This window comes from Candidatus Tisiphia endosymbiont of Ditula angustiorana, assembly GCF_964026425.1.
GTDB lineage: Bacteria > Pseudomonadota > Alphaproteobacteria > Rickettsiales > Rickettsiaceae > Tisiphia.
In genome coordinates, this window is record NZ_OZ032143.1 from 1,878,699 (window position 1) to 1,899,784 (window position 21,086).

Below are 21,086 nucleotides of genomic sequence, written 5' to 3' on the forward strand. Positions count from 1 at the left end.
CTTCCTTGAATCGCAAAGTATAATACGAACGGTAGGATGATCCTTTAGAGATCGAATTTACAATCATGTATCAAAACTTTGCAAAACAACCACTAATTATAGGTAAAGCAAATGACTGAAAAAAGCAAGATATTTATGGGAATAGATGTTTCAAAAAATACGCTTGATATATCTATGAACAATATTCATTGTAAGATTAAAAATACAGATAAAGCTATTTCTGATTTTATAAAATCAGAAATAGCTTCTCGAAATATTGTGCTTACTGTTTTGGAATCTACTGGCGGTTATGAACGTTTGGTTATGAGGATGTTGCAACAAGCCGGGCTTGCTGTGCATAGAGCTCATCCTAATAGAGTTCACGCTTTTGCTAAGGTCTGTAACCATTTTGCTAAAACTGATAAATTGGATGCGTTATTACTTGAGAAATATGCAGCTTTTATTGCTAATGATGAGAAAGGAGACCAAATAATTTCTGTTATACAAGAAGAATTACAATCTCTAAGGAGCATAGAACGTAATATAGAAGAAGATATACATGCTAATCAATGCAGAACAAAAGTTGCATCCGAGAAGGCTAAGAAATATCTCGAAAAAATGATAAAGTGTGGCAAAAAACAGCTTGAGGAAATTAGAAAAGATATAAAGGCTGCTATAAAGGAAGATAAGAGTTTAAAGGCAAAAAATGATTTACTCATAAGCTATAAAGGTATAGGTGAAAAAACAGCTAGTGTTTTGCTAATAGAACTGCCAGAGCTTGGTGTGCTGAGCAATAAGGAAATTGCAAGCTTAGTTGGACTCGCCCCAAAAACAAGCCAAAGCGGTCAAAAAACTAATGGGGCTCATATTAGAGGGGGCAGGTTTTTTGTTCGAAAAAGCTTGTATATGGCTGCTTTAGTAGCGATGCGTCATAATGACAAAATGAAGGCATTATATGAACGTATGACTAATGCTGGTAAAAAAGCAAAGGTCGCTTTAGTAACCGTTATGCGTAAAATAATTATTTGTTTAAATTCTATGGTAAAAAATAATAAAATTTATGAATAATAATCTACTTTTTTTCTTGACTAGCAAGACGGTAGATTCCTGCTTTCGCAGGAATGACATCGTTTCATCGTATATGTCACCCCTGCGAAAGCAGGGGTCTAACATACTTTCTATGCTATTTTTTTAGACCCCGCACCGAAGCAGGGGTGACATAAAAGGAGAGGTAGGGATACCCTAGGCTATTAAACCAATGTCTTACAATCGAACGGAGGTTATATTACAGTGTCAACAAATTTATAAATTACCCTATCTTTGTACCTAATAGTCTACATATTTCAGCGGATCAACAGCTATCTTTCCCTCGCGAATAGCAAAATGTAGTTGAGGATATTTAGCATCTCCAGTACTCCCTACATGTCCTATTATCTTGCCTTGTGAAATTGTTGCTCCTTTTTGAACAAGTAAGTCTTGCAAATGAGCATAAGCAACATAAAGGTCGCTATTGTTTAACTTTATTATTAATAAATTACCAAACTTTGTATCATTACCTGCAAACACTACTTGACCTGTTGCAATAGATTTTACAGCAGTTCCTTCGTCTGCAGCAATATTAATTCCTTTGCTTTTTCCTTTAGATGTTTGCTCACCAAATTTGATAATAATTTTACCTTCAATTGGTTTGATAAATTTTGGTGTATTAGTTTGAACAGCATTTTTCGTTTTTCTTACAAGACTCTCTTGATTTTTTTTGTTTAATAACTCAGTACTAATCTTTATTGTGATAATTTGGGATTCATTAAGATGATATGGTGTGGAAATATTATTTAGCTCAGCTAATTCTTCAACCTTTTGACCATAATCATTTGCTATTGATACTAATGTTTCTCCTTGTTGTACCTCGTGGTAGATTAGCTTACTATCATTTGGTTTCACTTTTGGAACTATTATTACGTCGTCTCGATTTTCAGTTTCTATGGCATTACGATCTTTTAAGAAACCAGTTGGAGCGTCAAAATCTTTTTCCTTCTCATCAATTTCTCTACTTATTATTTCATCTTCATCGCTTTCTAATATCTTCTTATTTTCGGAATATGCTGTAATTGGTGAATTGATGGTTGTAGGCTTTTTGGCAAAATCCTTTCCATAATTATACTCAATAGGGGCTGGAGGTTGTGTACTACATCCAGAAATCAAAAACACTATAAAATAGACAAAAACTATATTACCCTTCATAACTTACCAAAAAATTTGCAATTTTATTATGCAATAAACTAACTTTAATATAGAATCAAGTCTAGTATTTTTTATCAAAATTAAGTAATTATGAAAACTTACGATGTTATAATAGCCAGTGATCACTCCGGATTTCTACTCAAGAGCAAAATTATCAGTTATTTACACGATAAAAATATATCTATTCTTGATTGTGGTACTTACAATCAAGAAACAGTGGATTATCCAGATTATTCTAAAAAAGTTGTTGATGGGATTTTAGAAAATATAGCTCCTTTGGGAATTTTAATTTGTGGAACTGGCATAGGTATGTCAATTGCCGCAAATCGTACGTCTGAAATAAGGGCAGCTTTATGTTTTGACTTATTTATGGCAGAAAGATCAAGGGCTCATAATGATGCTAATATAATAGTGTTAGGAGCTAAAATACCCAATGAGGAACTAGCTTGTAAAATGATCGATAAATTTTTAACGACTAAATTTGAAGGTGGAAGACATAGCGCTAGATTAGCAAAAATAAACTAATTTTCTTTTGAATCCATGATATTTTCAAAAAACAATTCTTCAAAGCAGAAGAGTATAACAAGATTAATTTGCTGTTGCTTTTATTATCAAACAGCCCACATTATTATTTTGTTCATCAGAGATGTCCAATGCCGTTCTACAATGATAATTAGTAGCCTTAATGTTTATACCACGCATAATTAACAATTTTGCTATATAGTAATTACTAGTTTCTGCAGCTTCATGTAAAAGAGTATAATTATCATTCCCCCTTCTTTGGATGATTGGATAATTATCCAAAAGAATCCTAAGAACAAATAAATTATTTTTTCTAACTGCCTCAAATGCTCTATCCGTTGCATCACCTACTATAACAGTATGGAAAGCACTATCATAATTATCAATAAAATTATCTATCATCTTTCTTTGCTGCTTTCTATTGTCACTATCATAAATTTTCTTAAACATTTGAATAAATGAATACATATCCATTTGATCTAATCTTGCCTCTTCTGTAAGCTCTCCCAATACTACATCATCATTTGGCAAAAGTAACATTTGTGCTTCATCTTGTACAAATTCAGTTATTTTTGGCGATGTTTCTTTGATGGTGCTAGCTTTATCTTTTGTAATTGCAGATTGATTAGGTTGATGCTTATTTACTTCTTGCACTTCTTTGATTACATTACTATCTTTCTCTAGGACAGTTTTACTAGAATCATCTAGCTGCTTATCCTTTTTTACAAATACTGGTATAGGAGTTTGAGGCTTAGTCACTTTAGATTCAGTATTTTCCTTAGGTGATACTATTGGTACGATAGGAGCAGTTACTTGCGGTTCAGTAGGCTTTTTTTCTTGCGAAGAAGGCAATATATCTAGATTAGGAGCAACCACTTCTTTATTATCTTCATTACTTGGCTGCTGCAATATTACTGGATCTTTCTCTTTATCAGGTATAGTTACAGAAGGTACGATAGGAGTAGTAGCTTGTGGCTCAGACTTATTCGGAATATCTATTTGAGGTTTAGACTGGGCAGATGAATCAAGTGACTTAATAGGCACAGCATCTTTAACCTCAGTGGGTGGAAGAATAGGAGAATCTTTGTTGGTATTACTGTCATTCTTACTAGGTCTATCTAGATCAATTTTTTGGTACGGATTTTTATCTAATCGATCCAATTCTTTTGTATTTTCTAAGGTTGGTAATTTATGATTCCCTAAATCAATGAAGGAATCTGTCTCACCTTCTTCATTATTAGTATCTTGTGGTGTGGATGCTGGTTTGCTTGATCCTGATACTTCATTATCAATTTTCTTAGAATGCATAAATTGCTGTATTTTTCCCAGCAAAGAATCTGCCTCTTCTTTCTGTTTATTCACTTTATCACTTTCTAATTGTGGCAATGCTGGGGGAAGAGGTGGTGGAGCAGCATCAGCCTTATCCATAAACAAAAAGATAGTTACTAGGACTATAAAAAATTTATTACCTAAGATAATCTTCTTACTCTCCATGTTAAAGTACATTTATAATTATTCTCATGTTAAATTTATTATACAAGTAATCAAAAACGATAAATAGCCTAAGTATAGCTAACCCGAAAAGGTTTTATGTTAATCTTAGCTTAGCTAGAAGCGATGTCATCCCTGCGAGGGTTTATGTCATTCCTGCTTCGGTGCGGAATCTAAAAACATGACCAAGATAGGTTGTGTTAAGTTATTTTAGATACCTGCTTACGCAGGGGTGACATCGTAAGATCGTATTAGATTCCCGCCGTTGCTAAGAATGACATCGTTTTTGGTCCTGTAAGTACCATTACTTACATTGGCTTTTTGATCCACGCGGGCAATGTCTACGCGGGAATAACACCGAAGCCGTATTAAGAACTCTATCCCTTATTTATCAAAGCTTATAGCTCGACTTTTAAATTACCCTGTTAAAATAAGACTAACACAAATGATGTCCTCCACTAAGTCATTTGTGATCATTTGGTACTAATTTTTGAATTTCTTTTTCTACTAATTGTTTTACTAATAAAGGCAAGTTTTTATCTAACCATTGACTCAATTGTGGTCGTAACATTTCAATAATTAGATTCTCTAATGTTTTGACCGTAGGGTTCGAAGTATTTGCACTAATCTCTTGAGCTGTTTTCGAGAAATGCTGGAAAATCTTAGTAGTTTCTGCTGCAGATTTATCGGATAGCAAGGATGTCTGCAATAGTTCCTCTTCTAGTTCACTATGCCTATTATTTTCTAACTTATTTGCCTCATCCCCTACTATATTTGTCAATTCTAGTATTTCATCATCGTTAGATTGGCTATTACTATAGTCAATTGAGGAGAAGCCGGTAGTGTCGTTTTCGATCGCTTGCCTATTACATATAGGCGTTGCTCCATCGCTCCTGCTACCCAATCCTCCTGAATTGACTGTACCACGACTATCAATCACTCCTTTAATTGATTTCAATATCTCTTCAACTGACATATCTTGGTTTTTTTTATGATCTTTACTCATACACTACTATGATTCCAAAAGTTAATAGACGAAGATGAAAATCATGATAGTAGCAGGAATTACCAAGTCGAGGTGCTAGGCGTACATTTAGTACGTGAGTACCACATATCTTGGATAATGACGACGCAATTCTTGATTTTCATCGAGTATAATTAAAAACCTATAATAAGTTTCTTCTTGAGTCCTTTAAACTCATCTTCAGGAGTAAAATATTTAACTTTCAATTTTAAGCTTTTTGCTGTCAATTCCCCAAGTAAAGATTTTATTTGGTAAGCTGCTAAAATAGAGTCTCTGTGTGCATCAACTTTTGACACCCTAGCACTATGTAATTTTTCTTCAGCAATTAAAACGTCTAAGATTGTTTTAGAACCAACAATTTCTTCCTGCATTGTCCCATCGTAAGCTATTTGAGCAGATTCTACACCTTGTGATGTGGCAATAACTTTAGACTTTGCTGCTTCAAATCCTTCCCAACTACCAATAGCACTTGCCCGAATTTGTTTTATTGTATCATCAAGTTGAATAACTGCACTCCTAGTACTATTTTTAGCTTTCCTAATTTTTGAATATTCGCTACCCCCGTGAGAATAAATAGGTATATTAACTGATAATGTAGATGTAGTACTTCTATTATTGCTATTAGATATGCTTTCTGGAGTGTAATGGGTTTTACCAGATTGAACTTTAAAGCTTACCTTGGGTAAAAGTTCAGCTTTTGCTGCCAGTTCACTAGCTTTATGACTTTTAACACTATGTCTTGTACTATCTATGTTAGGATTAACATTTATCGCTCTTTGCATTAAATCCTCTAATGAATTAGGTAAGTTATCAGGTATAGGAGGCATATCAATATCATTCGCTTCTATACCGAACATCCGAATGAAACTTGCTTTTGTTGCTTGATAATTAGCATATGCGGTTAACTTCTCAGTTTCAGCTTTTGCAAGACCAGCCTTGGCAGTAGCTAAATCTATTGATGTTGCCTCACCTAATTTTAGTTTTTCTTCAATGGTTTCTAATTGCTGTTTGTTAGCTTTTACACTAATTTCAGAAATCTCATATTTTTCTTTTGTTTCATAACAATCGAGATAAGTTTTTATTAGGTTAAGAAGAATTTTTTGTTCTTCTGCATAATATTTAGCACGCGATGCCCTAAAAGCTGATTGGGCAGCTTTCAAAGTTGCAACACTACTCCCACCACTAAATATAGGCTGCTCTATTACTAAAGCTCCCTGTTGTGATTTCAGCTCTTTTTTAGAAGAAGCAGCATATTGACTATTCGGTTTATTCGTATTAATAGCAGAATCAATATTATAAGACGCACTGGGCATAAAACCTGAAAAAGCTGCAGAAAACTGTTCAATTTCATTTAAAAAAGTCTGCCTATTGATTTGTAACTCACCATTATTATTATACGCACTAGTTAGAGCATCAGATAAGTTAACAGCATAAACTGAATAGTTTAGTAAAATGATAACGGTGAAGTATAGGAATTTATACATAATTGGTTTTCTAAAAATATGTTTATGTTAAAAAATTTTGCTAGCTTATGCAAGAAGTTAAAGGTATTCTTGATCTAAAACTTGATTTGTTGTGATAAAGCTAGCACGTATAGCTAACCAAAAAATATTTAAGCCGTAGTAATGATGATAGCCTTGATGTCATTCCCTCTTCGGTACGGAATATAAAAAATAGCCTGAAAGGCTATTATATATCGTAGATCCCTGCCTATGCAGGGATGACATAGCTTTAGCTAAGATAACATTAACATATGGCTAAAACCTTCTCGGGTTAACTATATAATAGCTCAGATCAAATCAATTAGCTATAACATATCAAAAACTAACTGTCAGAGCAATATAACAGTTTTAAAGTGTAGTTTTTATTTGTATTATTTGAGTAATAATTTAAAAATTTTAATATAATTCAATTATCTATATGCCTAATATATACTCTTTCCTTTCAAAAGTCGCTTTACCCATTATCTTATCAGATGCTTCTATTGCTAGTGCTATAGAGCAGTTAAAGTTTGATTCTATGAAAACACTCAAAACGTTTCCTAGGAACTTAAGGGCTATTAAAAATATATAACATATTTCTTGATTCAGAAGATCAACAAAGGGAACGAGAAATAGCTGAATCATTCAGAGAAACAGTAGGTAATTCCTTAGATGAATTAGAAAAGTACATTGATGAACAGCAACAGGTAAAGGAAGAGATATTATTCTTTGAAGATGCTTTCATTGAGCTAATAATAAAAGTTCTTGAAAGTATTTTGGAGTTTCAAAATAGACTAGATAGCTTGTATCCTGGAGCGTCAAAAGAGATCGTTGATTATTTAGGTAATTTATTAATTGGTATAATAGCTGTGCAAATGCCTGTAGTCGGTTTAATACTTAAGGGAAGTGGCTTATTAGACTCAGTAAAATCTTTTCTCAGTACTGAGAATCTAACAAAGACAGTAGATAATTGGCAAGAAAAACTAGAAATAGTTAGAGAAAAACGAGCCGAAATAGAAAAAAGTACAAATCTTAAAGAAAAATATTCCAAAGCTACGCAGATTGTTGAAATCGCAGAAATAGCAGGAGTATCACCTGTAGCTGTAGCAGAATTAGGGTTAGATATTGACTCTTTGAAGAAAATTAATAAATTGGTTGCACAAGATCCAAAAGAAAAGAAATCTTTTAAAAAACTTATTGACTTATCTGAAGAAATCCCTCATACTAAAAATGGTATAATGGGAGGTGTTGACCTTCTGCGTAAAGGTATGACTAGAATCCTTGGAAATATACCTGATCAAGGAAAAGAGCTAAAAAAATCAATTGAAACCGAATTATCTCACATAAAAGAAAACCTCCTTGCTGTATTAGATACCAATAAAAGCATTCTTGAGAAGTTAGGATATTGCCAAAAAGCAGCCAAAAATATATTGATTATTGAATCTAAAATACAAGAAACAGTCAAATTAATACCTGACAGGGAACAAATCATCACATCTTTTGCAAATTTAGTTAAGGATAAGACAAAAAATATTCTACCAGCATATTTTTTGAAAAACCTTACATCGTTAAGAACCCCGTTAGAATCGTTACCTGAACTACTACAAGTAGGAAATGCTATGAAAGTAGTCCTTGAAAATAGTAGTAGTAAAACCCAAGGTGTAGTACGAAAAAGGTAACATTTTGCTAAAAACATGATTTTAAAAGATTAAAATCATGTTTTTACTCGATAATCATGTTTTTATTAAGTTATATAATTCATGGCAGTTTGAAAATCATGAAAAGAAGCTGAGAAGATGTCATTCCCGCTTCGGTGCGGAATCTAAAAAATAGCCTGAAAGACTATTTAAACTTTTTTAGATCCCAGCCTACGCTGGGATGACATAAACTACCATGAATTGTAGCCTTCAGAAAAAAACTTGATTATCGAGTTTTTAGCTTTAGAAAGGTTTAAAATGCATTCGCGTTAGCCGCTTTAAGAATGCATTTTTCCTTATTTTAATAAACTACTTGAAAACTTATATCTTGAAAAGGTGGTATTGGGGTCAAGCTACTTAGCCAAGCTTTGCGACATAATAAAGTTCTAAGTGAAATAAACCTTAACGGCCTCAGTACAGGACAAAGAGATTAAGGAGAGAAGAAAATAAGTAGATAACGCGTAGCCAAAGCTCTATTACTTAGGTTATTGAAGACTTAAGAGGCAAGAGAATGATTACAGCGTTATCACAATTAATAGGAGACTACTTTTTTAATAGTTTTGCAAGCATAAAATTAATAGAACAAATAATATTAGGATTATTGCAAGTGAGAGATGTAAATCTTACACAGCTTGCCTTAACGATAAAAGGAGATAAGCAAGAATCACGCTATAAGAAATTACAGAGATTTTTTGCCAAATGTGAATTATCATATACGTCCTTAGCCAAGTTACTGGTTAGGTTGGCTGGAATTGATGCTGAACAATGGTTACTAGTGCTGGATCGGACAAATTGGAAATTTGGTAAGCTTGACATCAATATTTTAGTATTATCTATTTGCCATAAAGGCATTGCTATACCAATTATGTGGGATATGTTGCCAAAAGCAGGAACTTCTAATAACGTTGAACGTCAGCAATTAATGGAAAGGTTTATTACTATATTTGGCATAGAGAAGATGTCAGCATTGCTTGGGGATCGGGAGTTTATAGGTGATTTATGGCTAAAGTTTTTAGCCGATAAAATGATACCATTTTATATTAGAATCAAAGCCAATCTTACCATTGGTAGAGCAGAAGATGAGTTAGTTACTGCTAATCATTTAATTAAGAAGTTACAGAATGGTGAATATATGTTGTTTAAAGGAAAAAGATATTTGGGTAAGAATTATAAAGGACCTAAAGTATCTGTAGCAGCATTGCGTAATGCTCAAGGAGAATTAGTAATCATAGCTACCAATGATAACCCTAATATAGCACTAAATATATATAAAAAAAGATGGGAAATAGAAAACCTTTTTGCTTGCCTTAAGACGCGGGGCTTCAATTTTGAAAATACCCATATAATACATTTAGATAGAATTAGTAAATTGCTTGGTTTACTTGCTATAGCATTTACTTTTGCTTATGTTGTGGGTCAATGGCAAAATTCTATCAAACCTATAAAGCTTAAAAAACATGGTAGAAAGTCTATATCCTTATTCAGGTATGGCTTAGATTACTTGCAGAGAATATTTTTGAATATTGCAGAAATGATGGAAAAATGGATGGAAGTTATAACAAAATTTATTAAGCCAATAATACCATCTTTACTCCGATTATCACCTTGTTAATCTCTTTGTCCTGTACTGAGCTTAACGGCAATAATATTGGTTGTGAGGGAATAAGTCTGCTTATCAAGGGGCTAGAGACTAACAGCACATTGGATTATATAAAACTTAAATATAACAATATTGGTTGTCATGGGGCAGTTGCATTAGCGTGGTTTTTAGCAAATAATAGCACTATAAAGTACATAGAACTTGAGGGCAATGATATCAGTGATTTTGGGATTGTGCAGCTTTTTAAAGCTCTAGAAATTAACAGAACCATCAAAGAGATAGATTTTGGTTACGTGGATATGAGTAATGATAGGGCAATGGAACTAATAAAAATTCTAGAGTCTAATAAAGTTGTCAGCGAAATAACAATAGATTTTGCAGAAAGAATGATTAGTGACGAAATAGGAGAGTTGTTAATTAAAGCTCTAGATATCCACGACAAAAAAGTGAGAGATACTTTGTCTGTGGCTTAATATTAGGGGAAAAACAACTACACCTTTGTGATTATACAGAATTGGGAATAGATGCCACATGGTGTGGTATCAAGCACTGAAGTTAGAACACAAACTTCAAATTTCAGCTCTAACCTCAGTGTCTATTCTCTACAACAAAAATAAGGATTAATTTTATGACTACCAAAACAAATTTGAGTGTAGAATAAATTTTTTGTAAAGTTAGAGCGTGCAATTGGTGTATATACTCAATTAACCTGAAGAGTTGGCAAAATGATTAAAAGTTATAGTCTGAAATTGGTCAGTTATAAGAGTAAGCAAATTAACTTTGTATTTATCAATATTACCAAAAAATCTATCTATAGCTTCTGAGAATTGAGCAAAATTATGGTAAAATTTATTATTTGCATTTATTAAGCAGCAATTTGCATGTATGCATATAATTAAGATAGATATGCATAGGTTTTTTATAACCAATAGCTGAATGAAATCTTTGATAATTATATTTATTCATATAATTATCAATAGGCTATTTTGTCTCCTTAGAGCTGGTTGTAACTTTTCTTGGAAGAGTATACTCGATGAAAATCAACAATTGCGTTGTTGTTGTCCAAGACCTGCGGTGCTCACGTACTAATGTACGCTGTGCTCCTCGGCTTGGACACTCCTAGCACTTGTTGATTTTGATCTTCGTCTACCAACTCTTCATTTACGAGCAGTATATAATTTTGCTTTTCCAATGAGTTACAAATTTTAAGATAATAGATGCTTATCTTTTAATTCTTGATCAAAAATATCTTTACCAATTTTAGTCCATTGGTTTTTGATATGTGGGGAGTCTGTTAAGTCATTTTTTAAAGAAACTAATGCTCCAAATAAACTATTGGTAGGTAAGTCATCAAGTTTTGCTTTAGCAATTAATCCCCCCAGTTTAATTAAGCGACGAGTACGCACTTTTCTTTCTATAATTTTAAGTTTAGCTTCTTCAGTAATAATTTTGGCTTTCTTTTGTTGTAATTTTAATCTTTGTTTTATGACATTATCCATATGAGTATAATATTTTAGATATTATTGTTTACATGTCATGAATGCACAATAAATTTAAGAAGTCCAACATATTATTTAAGTACCAATAAAAATCTTTCATATTTTTTTCTGAACCAGGTAATTGATACAATCCCCGTTGCCCACCAAACCATAAAATTAATATAAATTAAGATAATTGTCATTATTGTAAGTAACAGCTGAAAAGCTACAGAGGAAGAGGTTATTAACCTATGTAAATTGTAATCAGCTATTGATCCCTTTAAGGGAAAAATTGTAATGAAAATTGACCCCCTAAATAAGTAACAATATCTCCAAAAAATTAATATTTTTTTAAGGAGTTTTTTAAAGGGTGTTTATAGTGGAAACAATTGGAAAAATACGTAGAATGTATTACGTTGATGGCAAAGCAATTAAAGCAATTGCTAGAGAACTGAATATATCAAAGAATACAGTAAGAAAAGTCATTCGCAGCGATCAAACTAAATTTGAGTTAGCAAAATATAGCAAAGGTAAGCCAGTTCTTGGCAATCATCTTGAAGTACTAAATCAGCTACTAGCAGAGAATAGCAAGGAGCCGGTTCGACGTAGAATGACGGCAAAAAAGTTATACCAACAGCTTCAGATATCGGGTTATATACTACTCATAAATGAAGAGTTGCAAAGATAGGAGAGATATTATAAAGTTTAGGACATTATGAGTAAGAATGTATTGACAGAAGAACAAAGAGAAAAGTTGAAGGAACGTCATAAGACAGAACGAGACGGACGCATACGTGATCGTATTAAGGCAGTTTTGATGTATGACGATGGGTATAGTAATGTAGAGATTGCTAAGGTACTACTCTTGAGCCACGAAGCGATAAGAAAACATATTGTTGATTATCAAAAAGCCAATAAGCTTAATACCGACAATGGGGGTAGTGCAAGCAAATTAAGTGATGGTGAGAAGACAGAATTAGTGACTCACCTAGAAGCAAATAATTATGTTTATGCGAAAGATATTATGCATCACATTGAGAACAAATATGGTGTGACATATACGATAACGGGAGTAACAAAATTACTATACAAACTGGGATTTGTTTACAAGAAGCCGAAAATAGTACCGGCTAAGCTGGATTTTGACAAGCAAGAATTATTTAAGTTAAACTACAGTTTGCTAAAAGGGAATCTCAGAGATAAGGAAGCTATATATTTTATGGATGGTGTTCATCCTCAGTATCAAGCAAGGGCAAGGTGTGGTTGGATAAGAAAGAACCAAGATAAAACCTTACCAACATTCAGTGGCTGGAAAAGAAAGCACATGATTGGTGCTATTAACCTAGCCGATTTGCAGTTAGTAAGTACAGAGAACCCCAAAATAAATGGGGAGCAGATAGTTAATTTTTTACAAAAGTTAGAAGAGGAGAATAGTGACAAGGAGAGAATATATTTAATCTGTGACAATGCTAGTTACCACAAATCCAAGAAAGTCAAGGAATACCTAGTAAATACGAAAATAGAGCTAGTATTTTTGCCACCATATAGTCCAAATCTGAACCCAATTGAGAGATTATGGAAGTTTATGCACCGTATTACAACTAATAATAAATTTTATCATAATTTTGAACAATTTTCGGAAGCAATAAACAAATTTTTTAGCAACATCGGTGATTATAAAGATAGGTTACGTACCTTAATAAACGATAATTTCCAAACTATTACCGTTAACCATTTCTGCAACTCTTCAGGTTAATTGAGTATACAGGAAGTTACGAATCTGTGAATCTAATTGTGCGAAGCTTTCGTAGAGAATACGAGGCAAGGGGCAGGCAAGTATTTATTCCACTAAATTTTGAACCTGGAGAAGCATTTCAATTTGATTGGGGAGAGGAAGAAATATGTTTAAATGGGGAAGTTGCTAAAGTTAAAGCAGCAAGAATAAAGCTATGCTATAGTCGTTATTCTTTGGTAGTGGTTTATCCTAATGAGCAGCTGGAAATGGTTATGGATGCCCATGATCAAGTTTTCAAGTTTTTTGCTGGTTGTTGTAAGAATGGTATTTATGACAATATGAAGACGGCTGTCAAAAAAATATTGATTGGCAAGGATCGTATCTTTAACGAGAAGTTTATCCAAATGGCCTTTCACCATTTATTTGAGCCACTTGCCTGTACTCCAGCATCGGGATGGGAGAAAGGACAGGTTGAGAAACAAGTAGGAGACACTAGACGTAACTTTTTTACTCCAATATTGAAAGGAGATAGTTATGAAGCTATTAACATTCAGCTAAGAGAGATGTCTATAGAGTGGGCTAAAACTAAAAGACATCCTGAATTTACAGAAAGAACGATTTTAGAAATATATGAGGAAGAGAAGGCATATTTAATAAGATATAGAGGGCAGTTTACGGGTTATAGATTACATCCAACGACCATATCACCTTTGAGCTTAATACAATGGGACACTAATATGTATAGTGTCCCATGTGAATATGTGGGACTTAGTGTACAGATTAAATCCTATGCTTGGCAGATAGTAATTTTACATGAAAGCAAGATTATTGCAGAACATGTTCGTTGTTTTAAATGCTATCAGAAAATTTATAATCCATGGCACTATATAACAGCTCTAAAACGTAAACCTAGTGCTTTACGTAATACGCGAATTCGGGATAAGAATTTGTCAATTCTTATCCCAAATTCGGTGAAGTTATAGAAACAATCAGATTTGAGACGGCTCTGCATCTGATTGTTAAATTAATATTTTGCTAAAAACATGATTTTAATCTTTTAAAATCGGGAGAAATTAATTCTTTGATACTATCCTCAATCTCTTGTAATTGTGCTGTTAAACTAGCAATATGCTGGTTCAAAGATAAAATGACGACAGCATTAAACTCTGTATCCTGCCTAGCAATTTCTTGATTCTTAAATAGTAATAATTGTTCTCTTCTTTTTAATAAAGCATGTAACTGTTGTTGACTATTACTATCATAAGTAACATTCACTGGTAAAGCAAAGCACGTTGCATAATCATGCAACAATTTACTATCGATATTATCAGTTTTAGCAAGCCATCCTTTAGCTTTAGCATAACTACGCACTTTATTAGGGTGTACTGTAGCAAAAGGCAATTTATTTATTTTTAAAAATTCTCTTAAATTATGTTCATATCCACCAGTAGGTTCAAAGACAACATTTAATTCAGATAAGGCAGTATAGTGTTTATTAATGGTGCTAAGCATAGTAGTAAAGCCTTGTTGGTAGCTGGTATATAGATACTTAAAGTTTTTTTACTAACGTCCACACCAATATAAGTTGTTGCCATATAGAGCCTCATGATTTATATTAATAATAGGATACGCTACATACTCATACGCAAGGTTTAAACCTTATGACATCCGTTCGTAGTCTTTATCCAAACAGGATGGGTCTTTGCTCAGGTACGAAGTCTTTAAAATTCAAAGCTTCAATTCGAGATACAGTTTACCCATCCTACCACTATATATAACTGATCACGTTATATTTATCATGGCTTTTTTATTGTATGAGTTCGATATAAAACATCGGTTTAATCCCGATGTCTTCCCCGCACCTTCGGATGTCATCCCTGCGAAGGTAGCGGTCTAAAATAACTTAACAACCTATCTTGGTCATTTTTCTAGATTCCGCACCGAAGTAGGAATGACATAAACCCTACGCAAGGAGAACATAAACACAACGATGTCACCCCTGCGCTTACTATTACCCACAAATATTAGAGTTAGCTAATTGATAACCTTGAACTAGATCAAATAACCGTTGCCATCCTCTCCACAATACAATAGGACCAGGCTCTAGATCATTTTTTCTTGCTAAATACCCACCCAATTTAGCAACCCATATTATAGCATTTTTTATTGTAGGAATTGTATTATTAGGGGGAGCTGCTTTGTGTATCTTTACATACAAAACTCGCCATTCTTCTTCAGCTAATATTACACTACATGGTAGATTAGGATTAGTTCTGCCAATTAAAGTAATAAAAAAAATTCTCCAAGCAATTATGCTCATGATTGTCAAGTATTTTATTAATCTTTCTCCTGTTGCAAGTCTACATTGTTCAACCCTAAATCCAGATTTTAAAATTTTATGAAAAATTTCAATTCTCCATCTTAAACAATACCATCTTACTTTCTCTATAGCTTCTTCAAAATTATTGATAACTATATTGGTTAGTAACATCCATTCTAATGGTGTTGTTCCACTAGGGGGACGACGCTCAATAACATTGATGGCATATACTGGTAAATTTGGCAATGTTTCTGTTTTATGTCTTACATTGTTTACAGGAGGATTCATTATAAATTTTCCAAATCTAACTTCCAAATGTCTAATCCTATTAGCTTTATTTTCTTGACTAGTATCTTTAACTGCTATTTCTCCAGCACACTGGAAACCCGATACTACCTTCCACAAATATTGTCTATCTTTTTTGGAATATTTTGACTTTTTATTTATTTCTCTATCCTGTGCAGCTCTAACTAAAACTTTAGATTTCTGAGCTTGTGCCAATTCAAAAAAATCATATATATCAGCTTCTCTATCACAAACAGTTATAATTTGGGTATTACTATTATTCGTTGCATTAATAGTGTTCTGTAATGCATTAAGCCACTTCATACTTTCTTTATCTTTAATATGTACCGCATTACCATGACTAGTTTTTTTTAACTGTTGTATTTCTTCAGGCACTGCTGGTCTATTGTGAATCTTTTGATCCAACAACCCAAGTGCTAATCCATTGGTAGCAACCGCAAAGGCAGTATGCATTATCAGACCTTTACATTCAATATTTTTAACATTCTTTCCCTCTTTTCTTGATAACACACCCAATCCAGTAGTTTTTTTATGACTAGTATATGTGATATAACTAGTATCTTGTATAACAAGAACTTTATCATGCTCTTTGATTCTTTCTACTGCTTTAGCAATATGGGCTTCTAATATTTTTGATTCCTTAACATTATCGTTTTTAAAAAAACGATATGCTGCTTTTGTTTCTGCCCAATTTCCACATGCTTGATTAATTGAGCTTTCAGGTATATTTGCAAAATTATCAGCTATCTTTATTAACCTATTTGTCAGCCTTTTATCACCCAAAATAGCTCCACTAAATTCCTCGGTCAAATAATTATTTATTATTTCTTGACTCATACTATACCTCTACAATGTAATATTTTAATTGCAAATCAGTATATTATTTTTACTTCTTTTTCACCATTGTTATTTTGTGGGTAATAGTAAGGCGAGCGAACGGAACGTAGTCAAACCTACATGAGTACGCGAAGTCCCATCGTGCCACAACACCAACACTTGAAAGGAGGAGGGTATACTCACGTACTAACTGTACGCCCCTAGTCCCTCGACTTGGTAATTCCCGCTACTATCATGATTTTGATTCTATCGTCTACCAACTCTTGAAATCATAGCAGTATACTCAGCTATATTTTTTACTCAAGAATTCCTCAGTTCGCGGGTACTCCTATTATTGCAATATACTTTTTGGACTAAAAATGATCCCAAAAATATACATATATAAACTGTTAATGAATATGCACATTTAAATAATACTTCTTTTAAAAACACCGACAAAACTCTACTTGTAGAGAATATATTTACAAAGAATCCTGAATCACAATGCCATCTACAACCGCACCCATCATTAAACCAGCAAAATTTCTTGTATTCAAAGAACATGTTGACTTGAGCTGTAAAAATACACTTGTACTACAATATGTTGATAACAATATAGATACCAAAGATACAATAATAATTCCATTAATAACACGACCATGAATATAATAATTGAAGTCCCATAACAAACCAAAGCTTACTATTATACACAACGTCACAGCAGTCAAAGCTTTTTTCCTGCCATATAGTTCAGATATGATATTTGCAGTTAAAGCTAAAAACACAAATATTAAAGAACACTGAGATATTTTATTAAAAAAATTTAATGAATAAGTGAATATACCAAGTAGTATACTGCTCGTAAATGAAGAGTTGGTAGACGAAGATCAAAATCAACAAGTGCTAGGAGTGTCCAAGCCGAGGAGCACAGCGTACATTAGTACGTGAGCACCGCAGGTCTTGGACAACAACAACGCAATTGTTGATTTTCATCGAGTATATTACTAGTGGTATGTAAAACTTAGTGTTAATATTGTTCATATTCCCTCCTTCTTTTTGCTCTAATTTTATCAAATAATATGGATTATTGTTAGTAGATAATTTAGTTGATTTTTTAAAACTTACTTTTTAAAAGGCTTGCTTGCAAGGGTAGTTAAATGATTTGGAGAATTGGAACACAAAACAAAGGTCTAATGACAATCTGTACACTCTTATGCTTCTAAGAATTGTTTTTTTGAAAAACATCAGGAACTCGCGTACTACTTTAGTTCACCCCTAATTTCCAAATCCAATTCGTAGGATCATTTGAGTGTACATGGCCTTCATAAAAAATTTGCATTGCAAGCTTGGCAGCAACTTACTCTCCCATGCCTCAGGGCATAGTACCATCAGCACTACGAGGTTTCACGTTCGAGTTCGGTATGGGATCGGGTGTTTCACTCGTGCTATAACCACCAAGCTAGCAATACAAATTTTTTTATATAATAGACTTCTTTAGACATTTATTTATAGAACCATAATTTCAAAAGAGGTCTAAAATTTGAGTTGTTGATAAAACTGAAAACCTTTTTATGTTTCTTGCAGAATTAATGCTGTACACAAGTACAACCTCAGCAAAGTAAAACAATCGAGCTATTAGTACCAGTTAGCTACACACGTTACCGTGCTTCCACACCTGGCCTATCAACGTGGTGGTCTTCCACGGCTCTGATAGGGAAGTCTAGTTTTGAGGTGGGTTTCCCGCTTAGATGCATTCAGCGGTTATCCCTTCCGTACTTAGCTACCCAGCTATGCCGCTGGCGCGACAACTGGTCCACCAGAGGTACGTCCACCTCGGTCCTCTCGTACTAAAGGCAGATCCTCTCAAACTTCCTACACCCACGGCAGATAGGGACCAAACTGTCTCACGACGTTCTAAACCCAGCTCACGTACCACTTTAATCGGCGAACAGCCGAACCCTTGGGACCTTCTCCAGCCCCAGGATGTGATGAGCCGACATCGAGGTGCCAAACGATTTCGTCGCTATGGACGCTTGGAAATCATCAGCCTGTTATCCCCGGAGTACCTTTTATTCGTTGAGCGATGGCCCTTCCACTCGGGACCACCGGATCACTATGACCAACTTTCGTCTCTGCTCGTCTTGTCAGACTCGCAGTCAGGCTAGCTTATGCCATTGCACTCTAATAGTTGATTTCCGACCAACCTGAGCTAACCATCGCGCGCCTCCGTTACTCTTTGGGAGGCGACCGCCCCAGTCAAACTACCCACCATGCATTGTCTCGGATCCTGATTCAAGGATCGCGGTTAGATATCAAGAATCAAAAGGGTGGTATCTCAAGGATGACTCCACAGTGGCTTGTGCCACCGCTTCATAGTCTCCCACCTATCCTGCACATCTAATTCCTAATACCAGTGCAAAGCTATAGTAAAGGTTCACGGGGTCTTTCCGTCTAACCGCGGGAACTCCGCATCTTCACGGAGAATTCAATTTCGCTGAGTCGATACTGGAGACAGCGGGGAAATCGTTACGCCATTCGTGCGGGTCGGAACTTACCCGACAAGGAATTTCGCTACCTTAGGACCGTCATAGTTACGGCCGCCGTTCACTGGGACTTCAATTCAGAGCTTGCACCCCTCCTCTTAATCTTCCAGCACTGGGCAGGCGTCAGACCCTATACTTCGTCTATTGACTTTGCAGAGCCCTGTGTTTTTAATAAACAGTCGCTACCCCCTAGTTTGTGCCACCTATAAATGGTTGCCCATTTACAGGTCATCCTTCTCCCGAAGTTACAGATGCAATTTGCCTAGTTCCTTCAGCATCGTTCTCTCAAGCGCCTTGGTATACTCTACCTGTCCACCTGTGTCGGTTTAGGGTACGGTCTTTAATGAGGTGTTATTTCCTGGAAAACATTCACTGCACACGCAATCCAATAAGCGTATACAATTTACTATTTCCGTCACATTCCTCAGGTTCAGGAATATTAACCTGATTCCCATCGATTACGCCTTTCAGCCTCACCTTAGGGGCCGACTAAGCCTGCGCAGATTAACTTTACGCAGGAACCCTTGGACTTTCGGCGAGAATGTTTCTCACATTCTTTATCGCTACTTATGTCAGCATTCTCACTTCCGATACCTCCAGCAAACTTCACAGTTCACCTTCACAGGCCTACGGAACGCTCCGCTACCATTTGCACTATTAAAGTACAAATCCGCATCTTCGGTACATGACTTGAGCCCCGTTACATTGTTGGAGCAAGAAAACTTATTTAGACTAGTGAGCTATTACGCTTTCTTTAAATGATGGCTGCTTCTAAGCCAACATCCTAGTTGTTTTGGTTTTCTCACATCCTTTAACACTTAGTCATGATTTAGGGACCTTAGATGGCGGTCTGGGCTTTTTCCCTCTCGACTATGGACCTTAGCACCCACAGTCTGTCTGCTATGCTGTACTCGTCGACATTCGGAGTTTGGTTGAGTTTGGTAAGTCTGTAGGACCCCCTAGCTCATCCAGTGCTCTACCTTCGACGGTAATCGCTATAACGCTCTACCTAAATAGATTTCGCGGAGAACCAGCTATATCCGAGTTTGATTGGCCTTTCACCCCTAGCCACAACTCATCCCCTACTTTTTCAACAGTAGTGGGTTCGGTCCTTCAGCGGATATTACTCCACCTTCAACCTGGCCATGGCTAGATCACTCGGTTTCGGGTCTAATTCATCTAACTAAAGTCGCCCTATTCAGACTCGCTTTCGCTACGCCTACACCTAACGGCTTAAGCTTGCTAGATAAACTAAGTCGCTGACCCATTATACAAAAGGTACGCCGTCACAGAACATATAAACGAGCTTTAAAACTCAATGTCTGCTCCGACTGCTTGTAAGCATTCGGTTTCAGGTCTATTTCACTCCCCTTATCGGGGTTCTTTTCACCTTTCCCTCACGGTACTTGTTCACTATCGGTCACTAGAGAGTACTTAGGCTTAGAGGGTGGTCCCCCTATGTTCAAACAGGATTTCACGTGTCCCGCCTTACTCAAGGACTCCAAAACTTTTTACCTATAAGGGGCTATCACCCTCTATGGCCAACCTTTCCATGTTGTTCTAGTTTTTATTCTGAAGCCACTGGCCTAGTCTGCGTTCGCTCGTCACTACTAACGGAGTCTCGGTTGATGTCCTTTCCTCCAGCTACTGAGATATTTCAGTTCACTGGGTTTGCTTCGCATAGCTATGTATTCACTATACGATACCTGCTAAGCAGGTGGGTTTCCCCATTCGGAAATCTTCGGATCAAAGCTTATTCGCAGCTCCCCGAAGCTTATCGCAGCGTATTACGTCCTTCATCGCCTTCTAGTGCCAAGGCATCCACCAAATGCTCTTATTTTATTTACTTTGAT

At 35.1% G+C, this 21,086-nt stretch carries 17 protein-coding genes and 2 rRNA genes; 8 read left to right on the forward strand and 11 right to left on the reverse strand.

From position 1 onward, the window contains the following. The first annotated feature begins 111 nt into the window (after positions 1–111). Positions 112–1,047 (forward strand): IS110 family transposase, encoded by a 936-nt coding sequence (locus AAGD29_RS09065; RefSeq protein WP_341757706.1) that lies wholly within the window; start codon positions 112–114, stop codon positions 1,045–1,047. Positions 1,048–1,305: 258 nt separating this feature from the next. Here AAGD29_RS09065 and AAGD29_RS09070 read toward each other — a convergent pair whose 3' ends face one another. Next, positions 1,306–2,220, reverse strand: a complete 915-nt coding sequence (locus AAGD29_RS09070) for a LysM peptidoglycan-binding domain-containing M23 family metallopeptidase (protein ID WP_341757885.1) — start codon at positions 2,218–2,220, stop codon at positions 1,306–1,308. Between the two features lie 90 nt (positions 2,221–2,310). Here AAGD29_RS09070 and rpiB point away from each other — a divergent pair, with 90 nt between their 5' ends. Continuing rightward, positions 2,311–2,745 carry a ribose 5-phosphate isomerase B gene (rpiB, locus tag AAGD29_RS09075; RefSeq protein ID WP_341757886.1) on the forward strand — a complete coding sequence of 145 codons (435 nt, stop codon included), beginning with the start codon at positions 2,311–2,313 and terminating at the stop codon, positions 2,743–2,745. Between the two features lie 63 nt (positions 2,746–2,808). On the opposite strand, the gene AAGD29_RS09080 is transcribed toward rpiB, so the two are convergent. The 3 genes from AAGD29_RS09080 to AAGD29_RS09090 all read right to left on the reverse strand — a co-directional run bounded on the left by AAGD29_RS09080 (position 2,809) and on the right by AAGD29_RS09090 (position 6,741). Continuing rightward, on the reverse strand, positions 2,809–4,236 hold the full coding sequence (locus AAGD29_RS09080) for an ankyrin repeat domain-containing protein (protein ID WP_341757887.1): 1,428 nt from the start codon (positions 4,234–4,236) through the stop codon (positions 2,809–2,811). A 460-nt stretch (positions 4,237–4,696) separates the two neighbouring features. Further along, entirely contained in the window at positions 4,697–5,239 is a 543-nt protein-coding gene (locus tag AAGD29_RS09085) for a DUF2497 domain-containing protein (RefSeq protein ID WP_341757888.1), read from the reverse strand. Between the two features lie 152 nt (positions 5,240–5,391). Continuing rightward, on the reverse strand, positions 5,392–6,741 hold the full coding sequence (locus AAGD29_RS09090) for a TolC family protein (protein WP_341757889.1): 1,350 nt from the start codon (positions 6,739–6,741) through the stop codon (positions 5,392–5,394). 773 nt (positions 6,742–7,514) lie between these two features. Here AAGD29_RS09090 and AAGD29_RS09095 point away from each other — a divergent pair. From AAGD29_RS09095 to AAGD29_RS09105, 3 genes are all read left to right on the forward strand, one after another. Further along, on the forward strand, positions 7,515–8,417 hold the full coding sequence (locus tag AAGD29_RS09095; protein ID WP_341757890.1) for a hypothetical protein: 903 nt from the start codon (positions 7,515–7,517) through the stop codon (positions 8,415–8,417). Positions 8,418–8,946: 529 nt separating this feature from the next. Continuing rightward, positions 8,947–10,047 carry an IS4 family transposase gene (locus AAGD29_RS09100; protein WP_341757405.1) on the forward strand — a complete coding sequence of 367 codons (1,101 nt, stop codon included), beginning with the start codon at positions 8,947–8,949 and terminating at the stop codon, positions 10,045–10,047. Positions 10,048–10,052: 5 nt separating this feature from the next. After that, positions 10,053–10,508 carry a hypothetical protein gene (locus tag AAGD29_RS09105; RefSeq protein WP_341757891.1) on the forward strand — a complete coding sequence of 152 codons (456 nt, stop codon included), beginning with the start codon at positions 10,053–10,055 and terminating at the stop codon, positions 10,506–10,508. Between the two features lie 732 nt (positions 10,509–11,240). Here the strand turns inward: AAGD29_RS09105 and AAGD29_RS09110 are convergent. Next, complete coding sequence (locus tag AAGD29_RS09110) at positions 11,241–11,534, reverse strand: conjugal transfer protein TraD (RefSeq protein ID WP_341757892.1); 294 nt, start codon at positions 11,532–11,534, stop codon at positions 11,241–11,243. Positions 11,535–11,892: 358 nt separating this feature from the next. Between AAGD29_RS09110 and AAGD29_RS10380 the strand changes: the two genes are divergently transcribed. From AAGD29_RS10380 to istA, 3 genes are read left to right on the forward strand one after another with little or no spacing between them, the layout of a single operon-like run. Further along, a complete protein-coding gene (locus AAGD29_RS10380; protein WP_410521152.1) occupies positions 11,893–12,201 on the forward strand; it encodes a hypothetical protein in 309 nt (102 codons plus the stop codon). Between the two features lie 27 nt (positions 12,202–12,228). Continuing rightward, entirely contained in the window at positions 12,229–13,269 is a 1,041-nt protein-coding gene (locus AAGD29_RS09120; protein ID WP_341757344.1) for an IS630 family transposase, read from the forward strand. Then, positions 13,269–14,231 (forward strand): IS21 family transposase, encoded by a 963-nt coding sequence (gene istA, locus AAGD29_RS09125; protein ID WP_410521206.1) that lies wholly within the window; start codon positions 13,269–13,271, stop codon positions 14,229–14,231. The genes AAGD29_RS09120 and istA overlap by 1 nt, the downstream gene beginning before the upstream one ends. Positions 14,232–14,283: 52 nt before the next feature. Here istA and AAGD29_RS09130 read toward each other — a convergent pair whose 3' ends face one another. From AAGD29_RS09130 to AAGD29_RS09155, 6 genes are all read right to left on the reverse strand, one after another. After that, positions 14,284–14,760 (reverse strand): IS110 family transposase, encoded by a 477-nt coding sequence (locus tag AAGD29_RS09130; RefSeq protein WP_341757894.1) that lies wholly within the window; start codon positions 14,758–14,760, stop codon positions 14,284–14,286. Further along, positions 14,715–14,843, reverse strand: a complete 129-nt coding sequence (locus AAGD29_RS09135; protein ID WP_341757895.1) for a hypothetical protein — start codon at positions 14,841–14,843, stop codon at positions 14,715–14,717. The genes AAGD29_RS09130 and AAGD29_RS09135 overlap by 46 nt, the downstream gene beginning before the upstream one ends. Before the next feature lie 416 nt (positions 14,844–15,259). Further along, on the reverse strand, positions 15,260–16,711 hold the full coding sequence (locus tag AAGD29_RS09140; RefSeq protein ID WP_341757292.1) for an IS4 family transposase: 1,452 nt from the start codon (positions 16,709–16,711) through the stop codon (positions 15,260–15,262). 461 nt (positions 16,712–17,172) lie between these two features. Then, positions 17,173–17,475 (reverse strand): hypothetical protein, encoded by a 303-nt coding sequence (locus tag AAGD29_RS09145; RefSeq protein WP_341757896.1) that lies wholly within the window; start codon positions 17,473–17,475, stop codon positions 17,173–17,175. Between the two features lie 559 nt (positions 17,476–18,034). Further along, positions 18,035–18,149 (reverse strand): 5S ribosomal RNA (gene rrf / locus AAGD29_RS09150). Positions 18,150–18,304: 155 nt separating this feature from the next. Beyond that, a 23S ribosomal RNA gene (locus tag AAGD29_RS09155) occupies positions 18,305–21,082 on the reverse strand. Between the last annotated feature and the right edge of the window lie 4 nt (positions 21,083–21,086).